The following is a 16,345-nucleotide window of genomic DNA, read 5'->3' on the forward strand; positions in this document are numbered from 1 at the left end:
TGACATCGCTGGAGTTCAGCTTGCGGTCCACACGGATCGCCAAGCACTCCCGGCTGTACTCATCGATGACGTTGAGCGTGCGGAATGCCTTCCGGGATGCCGAAGCCTACTGGCAGTGGTTGGCTGACTATGTCGTCAACCGAAGACCACCTTCATAGACAGAGCCCTCGGCGGCCCATAGCGGGTTGCCGGGGGATCACTGCTTTGCTTTCTTTTTCCAAAGTGGACGTTGGTCGTAGGTGGCGGAAGGAACGTAATGCGGACCCAGGTAACAGGGTCTAATAAATAGCCAAGTCCCTGATCAATTGTGGTCAGTTAACCAAGTTCACTAGTCATCGGCCCTTCAAATCTCAAGTTTTTTTACGGAGAGATTCAAGCGCTGACTTTAGGATTTCTGAGTTCTCAGACCGTTCTTCTGACGTCATTAAGTTCGGGTCGAAAACCAATCGAAAGTTTGGCTTTTCATGAGAGACTTTTTCTAGGTGGGGTCTCGATCTTTTTTGACCCAGGACGCGGTAGGTCATAACGGGTTGAGCCACGCCCTTGACTTGGATTGCACCGACCTCTTCGGTTTCTATTTCGTGGTTTACGTGCGCCCTGGTTTCGTAAGAGATGTAAATCTCTCCTTCCTCTGCCTGATGCTCTAGCCTTGAGGCTACGTTCACGGCACCACCAATGATGGTGTAATCCATACGGTCGTCACTTCCGAAATTTCCAACCGTGCAGAAGCCTGTATTGATGCCAATACGGCATTGTAGTTGTTGTCTTATTCCTTGCCTCCTCCATTCAGCCTGCAACTCAGCCAACTTGTCTCGCATCGCAATTGCCATTCTCACGCAAGCCAAAGCATCTTCGCGCACTCCTTTACTCTCCGGGTCACCAAAGAAGACAAGGATCGCGTCACCGATAAACTTGTCTATCGTCGCGCCGTAGCTCAAAGCGACTGCTGCCATTTCGGTCAGGTAACTGTTCAGAAGTTCCGTTAAGTCTTCAGACTCCATCTGATCCGTAAGTTCCGTGAATCCAGCCACATCCGAGAAGAACACACTCAGCTTTTTTCGTTTGCTGGCGAGTTTGACTTCCTGGCGCCCGGAAAAGATCGATTTGTAAACTTGCGGTGATAAGTACTTAGCAAGCTTCCCAGACAACGCTTCAAGCTCTTGGTTTTTTCGGTTTACCTCTTCGGCCGCAATGCGCTGCTTTTCAGCCAATGCATTCAGTTCCCGCTCATTACGATCACTCAACCGCATCATTCGTCGTGTCGTCCGAAGCAGTTTCCTGTATTCTTCAACGAGGTTCTTTATTGAGTTTCGCGTCTCTTCATTTGGGAATTGTCCGCTGCTCAAAGTTGCTTCCGCGACTTCCAACGCTTCTCTCTCCTTGGCAAAAAGATCGTCGATAGTCATTGATCAGACAACTTTTTTAGCGAAAACTTGGCGTGTTTAAGATCTTCTCCGAACTCCTCGCCAAGCTCTTCCATGGTTTCGTCTTCAGGATCATGAAACCAGTAAACTTCGACTTTCTTTCCCATTTCTGCAGCGGAATCCAAAAGCTCCATTATCATCATGATGGCTTTAGCGCTGGAGGAGTTGAAATAGATAAGTTCAAAGTCAAAACGACAGGCGGTATTTGAACCTTCGGAAAGCCAGTTTTTTAGGGAATCAAACAATGGATTGAAAAAGGTCGTAACATCCTCTGGATAGGATTCTCCAATAAGCCTGAGGTGACCAGCATCAAAATCAAATGCCACGGCCGGAGTGCGGTTTGTCGCCGGGATTTTAATGTTCTGCATTCTACCCTCTTAAACCGTGGCTTTGAGCGCGAAGAATGCGTGCTGGTCATCAACTCGCATAAAATCGAACTCGATTGGCTTTGACGCTCGACGCGCAATTTCAATTAACCCGATACCCGCACTGTTGCTGACACTATCGGCTTCGGCTCGTAGTTGGTCCTTGTATGCGACCTTTAGCTCTTCTCGGTTCATATCGCGGAGCTCTGATAGCCGGTTCCGCATAGTGTTGACATCGTTCAACAGGATCAGGTTTCCCGCGTGAACGACATAGCTGCCAGCTTCGTTTCCGATGGTCAGTATGCCGTAACTTATGTCCAGTACCGCTGTTTCACCGTCAGCAGGCAACTTTTCAACGGAATATCTGATGATATTCTGCATCTGCTCTACAAAAACTGCGAATACACTGCGAAGCGTTTTGGTGTCCGCATCTTCAGATACCAACTTCTGCTTTAACGCATCGCCGACGCCGCTAAGAATGCTCTCGGTTACATAACCGCTGTAGGCGAAAACAACGCCCTGTTTTCGCAGGTTAGCACGTAGTTCGTAGACTTCGCTGGCAAGCATCTGTTCTCCTTGATCATGCTTGGACGGCACCAAGTTCAATCCTGGTCTTGATATCATAAGATACACATTTATGCATTTTTAGGGTATCAATTGTGCAGGCTTATCAGCGGGGAGGTTAGCATGATTAGGCTAATATGTGTGGTCGCCCTTATACTTTCGTCAGGACCGGCTGTAGCGGCCGACATTCCGACCGAGGTGAAAGCAAAGCTCCAATCCGCCATGATTGCGCATGTCGATGGCGTGATGGTCGATGGTGCTTACACTTATCTGGATACAACAACCAATGCGATTGAAACTGTATACCCTGCAAATGTTCACCCCATGGTTATTCCGGCAGGAAGCGATTACTTCGTCTGCTCTGAAATGATAACCGAAGGTGGCGACACCGTGACCGCAGACTTTCTGGTGCGGGAAATTTCCGGGGACTACAAGGTTGTTCAGATGATCGTCAATAATCGTGGTGCTCTTCAGGCCGCTATGAAGAACATCGGGAACTAGATGCCAAACACTGTAGAGGCGTTTAGTGCGTAGTCTCAGGGCCTTCTTAAGTCGCCGCATCTTCCTAAAGCACATTCTCGCGACCCTCTTGATCGGGGGTGTATTTAATGCCGTGGTGCTTCTTTTTTATTATGACTTCAAAAGACAAGCTCAAACGGACCAGGTCGCAGCGGAAATGGCAACGATTGCAAACCGTATTGCGAGGCCGCTGGCTGAGTTGGTTGAAGCACGAAACTTTACACAAGCGACGAGCCTGCTGGCCGTCTATTCTGGTTTTCCTTATGTAATTTGCGCCGAACAAAAGCTGGAGGAAAGCTCCAAAACCTTGGCCTCCTGGCCTGCCATAGGTTGTGACAGGATAAAAAAAACCGGTTTGGATATCGTCGTTTCCGTCCCGACAGCAGCAGGGTCGACAATGATGTTGGCACGAATTGATCAGGAGATTCTGAACAATGAGTTGCAGACTGAAGTTGGAGTTGTGGTTCTTTTGGGAATTCTCGGAGGCCTTGCGCTGATCTTAGCAGGTGCTGCTGCATTTTTATGGCTTATCAACAGACCTCTCGGTCAAATGTTGAAAGCTATTGAAAAGTTCGAACTATACGATGATCCACAGAGGGTCCCGTACCAATCAGAAGATGAGATTGGTAAAGTTGTTCAAAGCTACAACTCAATGCTGGAGCGGGAGGTCGAACGCGTCAACGCGATACGTGAAGCGCACCATCAGATCGTCGACAGTGTAAACTATGCCACGCGAATTCAGCAGGGGTTGTTGCCTACTGCAAGTCAGTGTCAGAGCGCCTTCGCCGATTTTGCGGTCAAATGGGAGCCTCGCGACTTGGTCGGTGGGGACATCTACTGGATCAGGTCGGAAGGACAGATTTCGACGCTTGCCGTAATTGACTGTACGGGTCACGGTGTACCAGGAGGCTTCATGACCATGCTGGCGATCGCTACTCTCGAGCGGCTTTACTATGAAAACGACAGGCTCAGCCCCGCTTCGGCCTTATCGAAACTGAGCGATTTAACTCGCACCCTCCTAAACCAGGACACTGAAAACTCGACTTCAAACGACGGTATGGACGCAGCAATTTGCCAGATCGACTCAAGCAAAGGGATAGCCAAGTTCGCAGGGGCACACATGTCTTTGTTGGTTAAGTCGGTGGCCAACGTTGATCGCATCCGAGGCGATAAACAAAGTATTGGTTATGCGGACACCCCAAGAGGGCCAAAATTTATCGAGCACGTAATCCACTTAGATCAAATTGTTGATCTGATTATCTCTACCGATGGCCTGATCGACCAATTGGGTGGCGAAAAGCGCTTAGCCTTTGGAGTTCAAAGATTAATGTCGATAGTTAAGCAAGACAGTTGGTCGAACTCGGAAGAGCTTTTGGCGGCCATCGAAGATGCTTTCCAAGATTACAGAAAGAATGAAGAGCGCATGGATGATTTGACGGTGATTGCTTTTCGTCCGTTGCAAGATACAAGTTAGGGTGCTTTTTATGAGGTGAGCAAGGTAGCTGCTTATGGGAAAAAACTGTGGTCTGCCCAAGTTCTGACGAAAAAGGATAGCTTGGCCTGCAGGTGAGAGAGGAAAAGTCGGTTTTTTTTAGTGTAAGCCACCAGCACCAGCGACCCCCGTCAGCCCCCCGGCACGACTCGTCAGCGGTCGTCTCAGCGCCAGTGAGCGGTCTCGTAAGCTGGGCCGTCAGCGGCCTCTCCAGCGGTCAGAAATGCCCCGTGCTGACCCGCTGACGCTCCATTCCGCCCGTCGCTTCACTCAGTAAAATGCCCCCGAAACCGCCCCAGTTCCGGCCACCGGTTGGAAAAGCTCTTAGGTTTCATCGGTGGGCAAGGATTCCTACCACCCCAGCCAGGTCATCGGAACATCGAGACGTAGACACCCGTGGCACCCGTTTGCTACGGAAAATGCCCCCGTTTATGCCCCGGTGGTTTCGGGTGTTCTGACGCCCTCTGACCTCTCCTCTTTCCTGACATCTAGCAGGGGTTCTATGGGGGTGGGGAACAGGTATAAGTAATGAATAGAAACCGGGGGATAGAGAGACCCGAGTACCCTCCTTCCTGATCCAAAATACACAGAGGGAGGAGGAGGTTGGGCGAACGACCGAAATGCGGGCGGAGCGGTCGTCTGCCTCGGTTGAGATTATAACCGCAGTTAGCCGGAATCGGACGTGACCAACGGGAATTTCCGTTTGAGGAAGCGTAGGCTGGCTAGCCGGAGAGCGGTCGCTCGGGGCGCAATTCATAGACAGTCGGTGTGCGGATGAAAACCCAATCAGTGTGGTTGACCGCCGCAATTCATTATTCCGGTTTCACGGGAAGCTTCTACCTGAAAATGGCAGCATAGCGGGGCGCGAAGAATTTCGCGAAGGCCTTTACTTCGGGGCGACGATAAGCCTCTGGCGCAATCAGCATCAAATGCTCCGAGTTCATCTCCTCGAGCGGCGCAAAGCATTGAATGAGCGTGTCATCGCTTTCGGCAAGTTTCACGTTTATGATGCCAAGGCCATGACCCGACCGGATGGCGGCATGCATCAGGTCCAGCTCGGAATAGGTTAGCCTGATCTGATCAGGTTCCGCATAGCGGATCAGCCAATCGTGAAAGGCTGACGGCACACCTTCACGTAGGAAGCTGACAAACGTATGGTTGAACAAGTCTTCTACCGAGGTCGGCAACCCGTGTTTTTCGGCGTATGAATGGGATCCGAAAAGCGCGTAACGCGCGGTGCTTATCTTGCGGCAGATGAGGTCCGGATGGGGAGGGCTTCTTGTCACGCGCAGTGCTATGTCCGCTTCGCCAGCCGATAAATCCAGGACTTCGACGCTGGGCAGGAATTCGAAGCTGACATCGGGGCGGAGCAAAGAGAACTCGTTGAAGATCGTTGCGACCCGGGGCGAGAAGTTGCCGGAATAGGCCGTGATCCGGATCGGTCTGGTGCTGTGCAACGTTTCGACTGTCTCGGCCAGGCAAATCGCCGCCGCTTCGATTTCTTCCGCCTTCTGCAGGATTGCTCGCGCTGTTGCGGTCGGCCGGAAGCCGCGCGTGTCCCGCTCGAACAAGGTTATGCCAAGCTCATGCTCAAGCGCCTCAATGCGGCGTGCAACAGTTGGCTGGGCCATGCCGAGCTGGGGCGAGGCAGCCAAGGTGGACCCCGCGCGCACGACGGCAAGAAAGACCCTGATTTCTGACCAGCTCCGGAATGCGCTCTTCATTTTTGTAGAATAGCACATCGCCGCGGCCGATACCCGAAAATCCCGCAGCCACTACAGTGGGAGAGCCTTCGCAGCAGCAGAAAAGGCCCGAGAGATGAATGCATTCATGACCAGCACCCGCACAGTCCCGCCGCTTCAAAAGGCTCTTGGCTTCATCCAGCGTGTATTCAACTTCGCCCTGCGCCCCCGCACTGAGGAAACGCAGCCCGATGACGCCCGGTCCCGGCGGGAATTCATCAGGGAGGTTCTTTCCCGCAACCCGGACGCCTTCTCCAGCGATGCCGATGTCCAAAGTATGATGAGCATGTATCCCGGCAGGTACTGACTGGTTCGGGGCGGACCTTTAGCGCAAATCCCCACCCGCTGCAGACCGTCGAATGGCCGCTATCGGGCCGGTCGTGCCGATCCGCAATGCCCAGCGGCCTTTGCCTCGTAAAGTCAGAAAACTGCGGGTCGCTGCCACCCGAGCCGAACGCAGCATCTTACACATTTGGGCTCGAACCTGACATGCCTAGATGCCTCTCCAAGCCCATTCAGCGCCAGCCGTCCCAGATGCGGTCGACCAACTCTGCCACCTCTGGATGATCCGACCAGCGGTGAACGTCGATCGGTCGCGAGTGCCATGGGTTCTCTATTTCCCCCATAACCTCCTCCTCCCTCTGTGTATTATGGATCAGGAACGAGGATACTCGGGTCTCTCTATCCTCCGGTTTCTATTCATTACTTATACCTGTTCCCCAGCCCCATAGAACCCCTGCTAGAGGTCAGGAAAGAGGAAGAGACAGGGGGAGGCAGAACACCCGAAACCACTGGGGCATAAACGGGGGCATTTTCCGTAGCAAACGGCTGCCACGGGTGTCTACGTCTCGATGTTCCGATGACCTGGCTGGGGTGGTAGGAAACCTTGCCGACCGATGAAACCTATCAACTTTTCCAGCCGGTGGCCGGAACTGGGGCGGTTTCGGGGGCATTTTGCTGAGCTAAGCGATAAGCAGCATGAGGACGAAGGACGAGTGAGCACGGGTCATTCTCGACCGCTGAAGAAGTCGTTAAGCCACGCAATTCCGCTTCAACAGTCCTGATGCGCGAAACTGTCCTAGTGCCAATCGGTAATGGAATTGCTCAAATCAGCCGGGAGAAGCGCCGACTGGACTCTGGCCAATCAACACCCATCGCAATGGTCACCAATGCGCCCAGAGCTACAGATCCTAACCAAACAATCGGTGTGAACCCGAAATGCTGAGTCCCTACCGCTGCACTAGGGAACATGGTGAACGCTGTTCCCACCAGAAAACTGCAAAGAGCTGTCCACTGATAAACCTTTAGACCGCCAAACACCTGTGTTTGGGGCTCACCTCGGTAAGCCTCCTCGACGAACCGCGCGAGGCCGTTAAGCATGAGATAGGTTCCGACAATGAATGTGGCCGGTGCATCTATAAGGAGCAATCGCAGGGTCAACAATCCGACCACTAGGTTACTCACCATTGAGAACACAGGTGTTGGGTAGAGAGGCTTTCCACCCAGCCCTGCGATTTGCAGGACGCGCGATCGCTTATGCCGATAATGAATGCCGTTTCCTTCGAATGTCGGAGCCCCGTGGCAGCAGCCCTGGATCAGACAGCGAAAGCGACCGATTGCCTGAACCCAGGGCGCCGCGACGGACAGGGCTGCTGCGATTGGCAGGACCTCCTGACTTAATACTAGGCTGGCGAAAGCCAAACTAACTGCGGCCCCCAGAACACCGCCATAGTAGCCGAATGGACGCAGAAGCTTTTGGGAGCCAACAAGTATCTGCCCCCAGATTCCGGCACCCAAAAGTGTTGAAATACCTATGATTGCAATCGTCCAAAACATGCTCGGACCGCTTATGAAGCCAACGATTAGAAAACCAACGGACGCAGCTAAACCCGCATATAGACCGTGATTTATGACCCTAGTTTGTCCGAAACGCCACTCCTTCCAAGAGTTTGCCACCAGCTCAGATCCGTGCAGTACGTATTTCCAAATCTCATTCCGCTTAGAAACAACTGCATACACCGCCATGCCTGCAAACAAGTCTAGCAACGCGTGCATACCTGTCGTCCAGCAACTAGCGAAGATAAGAATCCCAACCGTCCAGAATAGGAATCGAGCACTCGGGTAGGCTTGGCCATACAGACGAATTGCCAGCAGTAGCCAAACTATATGAAATGCAGGCAGAGCGGTCACCGGCCGATCGAACTGCTGCTGCCACAACAAAAGCTTGCTGAATGCAGCATCAGCGGAGACTTCGCGGAACTCCGCGATGATAGGTATTGTTAAGTAGAAAGGGATGATGATCGCGGTCGCAATTAGTCCTCCGAGCGCGAAATCGTGCAAATGATCTCGTTGCTGAGCGACCAGTGGAGCTAGAACAACGAGAGGATAAATTGTCATGTAGACTACAGTCGAAAACCCCCAGACTGGCAGGCCTTCTTCAAAAGGGAGGGTTGAGTGCAGTACCGGTGGTACGACGCCAATGAGCTCAACCGTCTCGTACAAGATTAACCAAGGGCCGAAGACCAGTACAACAACGGAAACGATATCCTGAAGCGTCGGCGTTTCCATATCAGACGGAGGCAGACGTAACCAGGGCGGTGCATACTGCCCGCCGAACCGACGAACCAAGTCCGGCCTTTCATACCCGTACACCAGAGCAGCACATGCTAGGCCAACGACAGGTGAAACAACCCAGAGACCCGCCGGGGAGTTCAGGGCAATTGAAACGCCGAAGCAGCCCAAAACAAAGCCAATGTAGATTGGCTCGCTCATCCATCTATAAATCCCTTGCCTAACAAAACGCGAGGGCGGGTAGGCATTCATCGGCAAGCCACCCCCATGCACCCATAATGCTGTAATCCCCGAGACCATGAACGTTATGCCGAGCCCTAAAAGGATCAGACCCACGCTTGGGGCATCTGGGACAGCTGGCAATGAAAGGAATTCGAGGCGAGTAGCCCAGAAAGCTATATAGGCGGGTATGATCACGCAGAACAAAACACCATATACCAGCTTCCCCCACATCACCCGATCAATCAGGCCAGACGACTGTTTCATGGATTATCCATCCTTTATCATATTGGCCACCACGCGCTTCTAAAGTGCCGCGAGCAAGTCTTTTGTGCTCGTGAACATTGAGCAATGCGACGGGAGCAAGCTTCTTTACGACTGGCACTTTCGAGAGAATCTCTGAACCTAGATGTCCGGCTCGCAGTGTTGTGTCGGATGAAATAGCCACTGAGAAATCGTTGGACACGACCTGATCATGCGCAATGCTTTGAGGCGCTGCACGAACACCATTCCAGAAGAGCAGACGCCTTTGATGCTCGCCGCTCCACTTCAACCATACAACGGAGTTCTTCTCGGAAACGAACCTGCCCCAGACCAATTCCTTCATGCCAAGTCGCCACGGCGGAATTGTCATGCTCAGGTACTCGCAGCAGCCAAGTGCTTGCAGCTCCGAACCGTCCGAGGTTTTCAGTTTTACCCTTGAGCTCGGTTGCAGGCAGCTCCAGCCAACCTGTCCCTCTGCTGTAGCGAGAAGTTGACTCTTTATTGGCGGGGACAAAGGGCGCCACAAGCCGTCGACACCCAATTCGGAATGACGCCAAGTCACTGCCTCTGCACTTGGAACGGGACTGGAGCCACAAATGCGACTCGGACCCGGCCTCAGGCCCCGAAACTCCGATGAGTGAAGGGTGTCACCGTAACACAGAGAAAGCTGCCCAAACTTAAGTGCAGCGAAATACCCAATGAAATAGCCTCCTAACTCGGTCACTCCGTCGAGATAGTATTTATTGAGCAAAAAACTTTGCTCTGCATTAGGTTGTTGAGAATGCTCGCCCATCGCCTCGCAGCCGGACAAGCCCACAAAGCCCGACGCGGTCATCCCCATTAGCAGCTGTCGCCGTCGCATCTTCTCCCTTCGCGCGTTCTCCTTGCGGAGTGGCTCCAAGAACCGACTACTCGCATTAAATTTGTGCTGGGTGTTGATACTATTGGTCAGTGACGTGCAGCGCGTTGATGCATATCAAACTTCTAATTTGTCGAGTTCGTCATACTTTTTCACATGGACGCAAGCACACTTGGCGAGTGGCGGTTTCGGGGGCATTTCTGACCGCTAGAGTGACCGTTCACTGGCGCTGACGACCCGCTGACGAGTCGTTCCGGGGGCTGACGGGTGGTTGCTGGTGTTGGCGGTTCGGGGGTGTGGACGTTCGATCCTAGTGCTGCGAATGACTGATGGGAGCCCTTCTTGTGCATCAATCTTCAACAAAAACCGAAGGTCTAAGGTAGTGGATGACGCAGAACCTTGATGACATCGTCGCCCACACGAACAAACCGTCGATCTCGCCGTGTCATTGCCTGCCCGTCGAAAGGAGATAATATTTCTTGACCTTTCGTACTTGGTTCGGAGACGACTACCGCAAGTCGCTGTCCTTCCTTGACCCAATCACCGACATCAACGTCGTAAAGAACAGCACCAGCCTCCGGCGTCGAGATTAGAACAGCTTCATCAACATCACCGACAATCGGGTCATTTGGATTGATGTCAGCAATCTCATCGACAATGGCCCCAAGTTCGACCAAATACCTGTAAATACCGTCTGCGTCCTGGTGGGCCAATTCAGGTGTAACATCCATCATTCCACGTAGTTCTATTGTCGCTGCGAAACGTTTGTCTTCCTCGCGGTTTTCTGCTGCCCATCGCCTCCCCACGGCGAGATCGAAGGAAACGGGATCATCATTGGCGTCAGTCAGAATAACGCTCGCCTGCATTGCCCGGGCAAGGCGGAGACCTTCGTTCAGCTGACGCTCAGGAACGTAAAGATAAATCGGTCCCTCATCATCGCAATGAAGGTCCAGCACGACATCCGCTGCTACGGCCATTTCAATCAGGGTTGCTTTCAGGCGATCAGCAGCGGGCTTGCACGACATTTCCTCCAACGTCCCGGTTGGAAATGATCGGTTGAAGTTAACTCTGCCGTAGAGGTCAAAGCGTCCCAGTGTTTCTCCGTACACGCCTTGAGCAAGTCCAATCGGGTTGGCGTAGGGTACCAGCGTAACGTTTCCGGCCAAACGCCCACTTCCTTCGGCTTCCGCAATGCGAGGGATCAGCCGGTCAATTGCGACAACGCCTGGCATCTCATTGGCGTGAAGTGCGGCCTGTATGTAAACGGACGGGTTACCCTCTGAGCCTTGGAACTTGACGATACGTAGTGAAAGCGTTTGCCCGGGTGTGTCCGACTCTATCGTGATATAATTGATGTCCATAATGGCCGATCATAACTCGTGCTCAGACAACTATTGAATACATTTTCTTGCCGGGATGCCCGAAGCGCGAACGTCGGGCTTGTCCGTACACCGGTCGTTAAAAAGAGTCTTCTGGATGACCGCACTGAGCCCATAGCGAAACACTTAGTCACTCTGCCCGTAGAGGCCCGATTATAAGTACGATTATACTGACATTGCGGCACGAATAGAAATCTTCGCTGTTGATAATCAATCCGCAGGAGACCGATATGAGAGAACTCGACCTTCAGCACTTACGCGAGACAATCCGGATTGCAAAAGAAAGTCGTCAGGCTGGCAATCACCCTTTCGGTGCGACACTGGTTGATCCCAACGGAGATGTCCTCATCCGCTCCGGCAACAGCTACAAAGATTATAAGGGGGTAGGCCACGCCGAATTGAATGTCGCACGAGAGGCGAGCCGTCTTTATGATTCTGAATTCCTTGAAAAATGTACACTATATTCTTCGGTAGAACCTTGCTGCATGTGCGCGGGAGCTTGCTATTGGGCGGGGATCGGAACAGTCGTCTATGGTATGACCGAAAAGCGTTTGGCTGTCTTGACAGGTGACAATCAGGAAAACCTGACACTGGATATGCCCTGTGAGGCCGTCTTCAGCGTCGGTCAGCGCCACGTTGAAACCCGTGGGCCCTTCTCTGAAATCGAGGATGAAGTTGCCGAGGGGCACAGAGGCTTTTGGCAATAGAAGGCCATCTTCCAATCAAAGTAAAAAAGCTGATAATCAAAAAGGTGGGGCGTCCCGGAACAACGTCCATTACGTCCGCATTACGTTCATTCCGCCACCTACGACCAACATCGACTTCGGCAAAAAAAGAAAATAAAGCAGAGATCCCCCGGCAACCCGCTAAGGGCCGCCGAGGGCTCTGTCTATGAAGGTGGTCTTCGGTTGACGACATAGTCAGCCAGCCATTGCCAGTAGGCTTCAGCGTCTCGGAACCCCTGAGCACGAGCCGCCAGATCTTCTGCCGCTCTACGGGTGCACCCGCCATCGAATTCAGCAATAGCAGCCCGTTCCTCGAACGCGTCGATGTCTGGGAAGCTCATGCCGGAAGCCGTATCTGGTCAACGATCGACCGACGTTGCTCGTCGCTAATACCAGCCGAGTAGATGCCGTAGGTAATCCCGTTCTCCGACCGTGCCGACTTGTGCCCGACCAGAGAGGCTGTGAAGTGCTCAGGCACACCGGTTCGCTCGCACTGGGTGATGAACCACTTGCGGGTCGAGTGAAACACCAATCCCGGCCGCTCCAGACACAGTTGCCGTCGCAGTCGCGCGAACCCCTTGGTCACCTGCGCCACGGTCAGGTCAGGAAACAGAGGACCAGATGATGGTAGCTACACGCCAGAAGCCAAGTTCTTCTGACAAGACCGGCGAGACTACGTTTGTTCTACTTCAAGCTAAATCTTATTTTCACTGGGTTCGATGACACGAGTGATTAAGACCTCTCCAGAATAGTGAGGAGCTCTAATGCTGCGTTGTGATCGCTACACTGAACGCGATTGGGAAACTTGTTCTGCACGTCAGCCAATAGCTTAAGTGCTTCTGATATGGCCCCGCGGTCTGCCATCAAATGAGCGAGCGGGATAGCCGCGCGTCTTTCCCAGCTAAGCGCGGACTGCCCCTGAGCTATCCTGATGGCTTCACGGTAACATCTTTCCGCTTTATCAGGATCGCCAAACGCCATGGCGAGTTCCGCTCTGGCACAATAAGTATCCGCCTCATCCCACCTCTGGCTGGTTCTTTCCATCATCGGTTCGATTGCCGCGAGTGCATTTTCGGCCTGGTCCAGCTTTCCTAGACCGATATAGGCACGTGCTCTTGCGCGCATTGGAAAACCAGTGAACAATAGCGTATTCGCCTTGATCAGCGCTGCAAGACAGTCATCGGCATCTACCAGGGCCGCTTCAAAATCGCCACGATCCGCGTAAATAGCAGCACGTGTTGTCAGGCCAATCCTGCGCCAGATATCGATCTGTGCCTGATCCGCGACAGCAAGCACATTGTTTGACCATTGAAGGGCGTCGGCGTCGTGGTTCAAATATTTCAGGTAACAAATATGACCCAGAATGTAAGCACGGCTGAGCGCAGGATGCCCAGGTTGATCCCCGGTCGCAGTTGCGTTTTCAGCGTGAGAATATGCGCTATCAATGTTGCCAAGGCACCAGTGCGTCAAAGCCAGATAAACGTTCGCGGCCGCACCTCCGTCGGTTCCGAAGCGGTTAGCCTGATCGGAATCGCGCGACGGATCGTAGGCATTGAGGGCATTTTGGTAATACGGCAGACTGTCGGTAAACCTGCCCATCATTGTCTTTGAAGTCGCGACCATTCGATTTGCGACACTTCGGAACCTGTGCTGATCACTAATGTCGATATCATTCAAAACCGCGTGCCCAATAGCTTCCGCTTCAGGCAGCGAGGCGCTGACATAGCGACTGACCCACTCTCCGTATCGTATGACTGGCCATTCAGGCGCATCATCAAATCCATCAAGCAATTGGCGCGCGCGTTCAAAAGCCTTTATCGTTTCATTGGCGGTGTAGCCTTCCGCACCGATCAATGTCACACTGTGCTTTGCTGCAACTGACAACGCCTCGCTATGCCTGTTTCCTTCCTGCTCAAGCAAACGCAGAGCAGATTGGTAATGCGACGCAGCCTCGCGAAAAGCCGGACGTTTAACAGCTAAGCTGCCAGCTTCGCGGTATAGCTCTATGGCTTTGTCAGTCAGACCGGCAGCCTCGGCGTGACGAGCAACAATTTCTGGTGGCGCAACATTTTCAAGTGCTCCGGCAAGCCGCTCATGTACCACGCGCCGCCGTGACAAAAGAAGGCTTTCATAGGCTGCATCGCGCACCAGCGCATGCTTAAATACATATCGTTCGTTTTCGCCCACACCGCGTCGAAATACCAACTCGGCCGATGCCAATCCTGCCAGACCTTCCCGCAACTCGTCCTCTTTGCCTTCTATCGCAACCACCAAAAGGCCCAGATCAAACTCTCGTCCTATACAGGCCGCTGATTGCGCGATCTCCTTGATCTTTGGCGTGCGGTCTAGCCGCGCCATTAGCGAGTCGTGGAGCGAAGCGGGAATTGCCGTTTGACCACTCTCAACCACCGCCTTGGTAAGTTCTTCCACGAACAAGGGGATGCCATCTGTCCGCTCAATGATCGCCTCTACTGTCTCGCGGTTCAGCTTTCGTCCGCCAAGTCGTTCGACAATTGCATCAACACCTGCGCGGCCCAGTCGGTTCAACGCCAGTCGCGTGGCATGTGGATGCGCCGCGAGATCGGGCTGATTATCCGGGCGCGATGTCAACACGATCAACACCGGCGCATCCTCGATCGCGTCAATTGTCAATTCCAGTAATTCCAGTGTCGTCGGATCAATCCAATGCGCGTCTTCAAGAAAAAATGCCACAGGTTGTTGCCTGGCCAACTTCAGAACCTGCCGGGACAGGACGTTCAACGTCTTGGAACGCAACGCGGCAGGCGAAAGATCACTTGTGCCGTATCGTTCGGCTCCGTCCAGGCCAAGCAGTTTCGCGATGATTGGCATGTCATTACGGTCAAAAAGTGATTCAAGCTTGGTCAGCCGCGCTTCGTTGTCATCGTCCCGGGACCACCTCGCAGCGCGGTGCAATTGCTGGGTGACGGGCCAGAACGCAGTGTCACCGTGAAAGGGAGAACACTGATACATCAACCGCGTGTGTGACTCGTTTCCAATCGCGTCTTCCAGGGCGCGCATGATGCGCGACTTACCGATTCCAGCTTCGCCAACCAGAAGTACAACTTGCCCCTCTCCGTCACGTGCCGTTTTCCATCGCTCAAGCAACAGTGCCAGTTCCTGGTCCCTACCCACCAGTGGAGGCGTCATGCCGTCCGAGCGCAGTGAAAAGCGGCTTTCCTGATCCTGTTCGCCAAGAACTCTGTAGGCCGCCACCGGTCCGTCAATTCCTTTCAGCGACAAAGGTTCTGTCACTTCCATTTCAAAAGCGCCGGTGATCAGAGCCTGTGTTGCCTCTGAAACCAAAACTTCTCCGGAACCCGCTTGTGCTTCAAGCCGTGCCGCGAGGTTCGGTGCGTCGCCTACAACCGTTTGTTCCAGCGCCGTGCCTCTTCCCACAAGCTCGCCGACGACAACAATACCGGTTGCAATTCCGACCCTGCAGGAGATCATTTGCCCCCCTACATTGAGATTTCCCACGGCTCGAACAATCGCAAGGCCTGCCCGCACCGCTCTTTCGGCTTCGTCCTCATGCGCCCTGGGCCAGCCGAAATAACCAATGACACCGTCTCCCATGAACTTGGCGACGTGACCTTCGAAGCGAGCAATTTCACCGGCAACCGCATTTTGATAGGTCCTGATAATGGTGGACATTTCTTCGGCATCCAGTTGCGCCGAAAGGGCCGTTGATCCCACCAGATCCACAAACATCACGGTGAGTTGCCTTCGCTCACCTTCGGAGCTTGGCGTACTGTCACCGCCATTTTCGGCCGGCGCAAAGGCACGCTCTGACTGCTCCTTCAGCTCTCCATTAAGGCGTTGGATAGCAGCCCAAACCTTGCGTTTTGGGCCAAGTGGCAAACCTAGCTCTACGAGGTCTTCCTCTGTTAACTCTGGAAGAGTTTCAAAATCGATTTCGACGTCGTCGAAATCCCTTGCGTACTTTTCTAAGCCGAGTTCAGCCAGCCAGCTTGCGACATCAGGCATGCACAATTCTCCCCGGACTCAGCTTGCCTGATTTTGATGTTTTCACAAAGCTTTTTGGATCTGTTTCAAAATTCTGGGAAGTGAAGACACATTACCAATGTCCGAGTAGAGTTGCCCCCACAAGAGAACTCCCATGGACAGCAATGGTGGCTTTCGGCCCTTAGCTGCCCCTTGGCCCGGCCACCTGATGTGGCTGTGCGGCCCTTCAGAGGAGACA

Annotated in this window: 15 protein-coding genes; 4 read left to right on the forward strand and 11 right to left on the reverse strand. The window is 53.2% G+C overall.

All coding sequences use genetic code 11. The annotated features are described in order from the left end of the window. Positions 1–350 precede the first annotated feature (350 nt). From ACR0MI_RS10395 to ACR0MI_RS10405, 3 genes are read right to left on the reverse strand one after another with little or no spacing between them, the layout of a single operon-like run. Complete coding sequence (locus ACR0MI_RS10395; RefSeq protein ID WP_170614903.1) at positions 351–1,406, reverse strand: adenylate/guanylate cyclase domain-containing protein; 1,056 nt, start codon at positions 1,404–1,406, stop codon at positions 351–353. Next, positions 1,403–1,792 (reverse strand): DUF1987 domain-containing protein, encoded by a 390-nt coding sequence (locus tag ACR0MI_RS10400; RefSeq protein ID WP_170614902.1) that lies wholly within the window; start codon positions 1,790–1,792, stop codon positions 1,403–1,405. Before ACR0MI_RS10400 ends, ACR0MI_RS10395 begins: the two co-directional genes overlap by 4 nt. Positions 1,793–1,801: 9 nt before the next feature. Beyond that, positions 1,802–2,356 (reverse strand): SiaB family protein kinase, encoded by a 555-nt coding sequence (locus ACR0MI_RS10405; protein WP_480854300.1) that lies wholly within the window; start codon positions 2,354–2,356, stop codon positions 1,802–1,804. A gap of 120 nt (positions 2,357–2,476) precedes the next feature. On the opposite strand from ACR0MI_RS10405, the gene ACR0MI_RS10410 reads away from it, so the two are divergent. Together ACR0MI_RS10410 and ACR0MI_RS10415 are read left to right on the forward strand one after the other, a co-directional pair. After that, positions 2,477–2,854 carry a hypothetical protein gene (locus ACR0MI_RS10410; RefSeq protein ID WP_170614900.1) on the forward strand — a complete coding sequence of 126 codons (378 nt, stop codon included), beginning with the start codon at positions 2,477–2,479 and terminating at the stop codon, positions 2,852–2,854. 88 nt (positions 2,855–2,942) lie between these two features. Beyond that, complete coding sequence (locus ACR0MI_RS10415; protein ID WP_480854302.1) at positions 2,943–4,346, forward strand: SpoIIE family protein phosphatase; 1,404 nt, start codon at positions 2,943–2,945, stop codon at positions 4,344–4,346. Positions 4,347–5,200: 854 nt separating this feature from the next. Here ACR0MI_RS10415 and ACR0MI_RS10420 read toward each other — a convergent pair. Continuing rightward, positions 5,201–6,106, reverse strand: a complete 906-nt coding sequence (locus ACR0MI_RS10420) for a LysR family transcriptional regulator (protein WP_480854303.1) — start codon at positions 6,104–6,106, stop codon at positions 5,201–5,203. Positions 6,107–6,194: 88 nt separating this feature from the next. On the opposite strand from ACR0MI_RS10420, the gene ACR0MI_RS10425 reads away from it, so the two are divergent. After that, complete coding sequence (locus ACR0MI_RS10425; protein ID WP_170808434.1) at positions 6,195–6,413, forward strand: hypothetical protein; 219 nt, start codon at positions 6,195–6,197, stop codon at positions 6,411–6,413. 18 nt (positions 6,414–6,431) lie between these two features. Here ACR0MI_RS10425 and ACR0MI_RS10430 read toward each other — a convergent pair whose 3' ends face one another. From ACR0MI_RS10430 to ACR0MI_RS10445, 4 genes are all read right to left on the reverse strand, one after another. Then, on the reverse strand, positions 6,432–6,578 hold the full coding sequence (locus ACR0MI_RS10430) for a hypothetical protein (protein WP_480442435.1): 147 nt from the start codon (positions 6,576–6,578) through the stop codon (positions 6,432–6,434). Between the two features lie 632 nt (positions 6,579–7,210). Beyond that, complete coding sequence (locus tag ACR0MI_RS10435; RefSeq protein ID WP_170817433.1) at positions 7,211–9,163, reverse strand: prolipoprotein diacylglyceryl transferase family protein; 1,953 nt, start codon at positions 9,161–9,163, stop codon at positions 7,211–7,213. Continuing rightward, complete coding sequence (locus ACR0MI_RS10440) at positions 9,138–9,503, reverse strand: hypothetical protein (RefSeq protein WP_480491689.1); 366 nt, start codon at positions 9,501–9,503, stop codon at positions 9,138–9,140. The genes ACR0MI_RS10435 and ACR0MI_RS10440 overlap by 26 nt, the downstream gene beginning before the upstream one ends. A gap of 890 nt (positions 9,504–10,393) precedes the next feature. Next, positions 10,394–11,380 carry a M14 family metallopeptidase gene (locus ACR0MI_RS10445; protein WP_480854308.1) on the reverse strand — a complete coding sequence of 329 codons (987 nt, stop codon included), beginning with the start codon at positions 11,378–11,380 and terminating at the stop codon, positions 10,394–10,396. Between the two features lie 248 nt (positions 11,381–11,628). On the opposite strand from ACR0MI_RS10445, the gene ACR0MI_RS10450 reads away from it, so the two are divergent. Then, positions 11,629–12,105 (forward strand): nucleoside deaminase, encoded by a 477-nt coding sequence (locus tag ACR0MI_RS10450; protein ID WP_170619917.1) that lies wholly within the window; start codon positions 11,629–11,631, stop codon positions 12,103–12,105. 182 nt (positions 12,106–12,287) lie between these two features. Here the strand turns inward: ACR0MI_RS10450 and ACR0MI_RS10455 are convergent, their stop codons facing one another. From ACR0MI_RS10455 to ACR0MI_RS10465, 3 genes are all read right to left on the reverse strand, one after another. Beyond that, positions 12,288–12,464: a hypothetical protein gene (locus ACR0MI_RS10455; RefSeq protein ID WP_480491491.1), complete on the reverse strand. Its 177-nt coding sequence runs from the start codon at positions 12,462–12,464 to the stop codon at positions 12,288–12,290. Then, the gene (locus tag ACR0MI_RS10460) at positions 12,461–12,709 is read right to left on the reverse strand and encodes a hypothetical protein (protein ID WP_480854310.1); all 249 of its coding nucleotides are present in this window, start codon (positions 12,707–12,709) and stop codon (positions 12,461–12,463) included. Before ACR0MI_RS10460 ends, ACR0MI_RS10455 begins: the two co-directional genes overlap by 4 nt. 146 nt (positions 12,710–12,855) lie before the next feature. Continuing rightward, entirely contained in the window at positions 12,856–16,128 is a 3,273-nt protein-coding gene (locus ACR0MI_RS10465; protein WP_480854313.1) for an AAA family ATPase, read from the reverse strand. Positions 16,129–16,345 lie beyond the last annotated feature (217 nt).

Source organism: Ruegeria sp. D4, assembly GCF_056534475.1.

Coding starts and splice junctions, on each gene's coding strand:
- ACR0MI_RS10440 (WP_480491689.1), bottom strand. CDS start 9,503: ATGAAGGAATTGGTCTGGGGCAGGTTCGTTTCCGAGAAGAACTCCGTT.
- ACR0MI_RS10420 (WP_480854303.1), bottom strand. CDS start 6,106: ATGTGCTATTCTACAAAAATGAAGAGCGCATTCCGGAGCTGGTCAGAA.
- ACR0MI_RS10465 (WP_480854313.1), bottom strand. CDS start 16,128: ATGCCTGATGTCGCAAGCTGGCTGGCTGAACTCGGCTTAGAAAAGTAC.
- ACR0MI_RS10400 (WP_170614902.1), bottom strand. CDS start 1,792: ATGCAGAACATTAAAATCCCGGCGACAAACCGCACTCCGGCCGTGGCA.
- ACR0MI_RS10445 (WP_480854308.1), bottom strand. CDS start 11,380: ATGGACATCAATTATATCACGATAGAGTCGGACACACCCGGGCAAACG.
- ACR0MI_RS10455 (WP_480491491.1), bottom strand. CDS start 12,464: ATGAGCTTCCCAGACATCGACGCGTTCGAGGAACGGGCTGCTATTGCT.
- ACR0MI_RS10430 (WP_480442435.1), bottom strand. CDS start 6,578: ATGTGTAAGATGCTGCGTTCGGCTCGGGTGGCAGCGACCCGCAGTTTT.
- ACR0MI_RS10395 (WP_170614903.1), bottom strand. CDS start 1,406: ATGACTATCGACGATCTTTTTGCCAAGGAGAGAGAAGCGTTGGAAGTC.
- ACR0MI_RS10450 (WP_170619917.1), top strand. CDS start 11,629: ATGAGAGAACTCGACCTTCAGCACTTACGCGAGACAATCCGGATTGCA.
- ACR0MI_RS10410 (WP_170614900.1), top strand. CDS start 2,477: ATGATTAGGCTAATATGTGTGGTCGCCCTTATACTTTCGTCAGGACCG.
- ACR0MI_RS10425 (WP_170808434.1), top strand. CDS start 6,195: ATGACCAGCACCCGCACAGTCCCGCCGCTTCAAAAGGCTCTTGGCTTC.
- ACR0MI_RS10435 (WP_170817433.1), bottom strand. CDS start 9,163: ATGAAACAGTCGTCTGGCCTGATTGATCGGGTGATGTGGGGGAAGCTG.
- ACR0MI_RS10405 (WP_480854300.1), bottom strand. CDS start 2,356: ATGCTTGCCAGCGAAGTCTACGAACTACGTGCTAACCTGCGAAAACAG.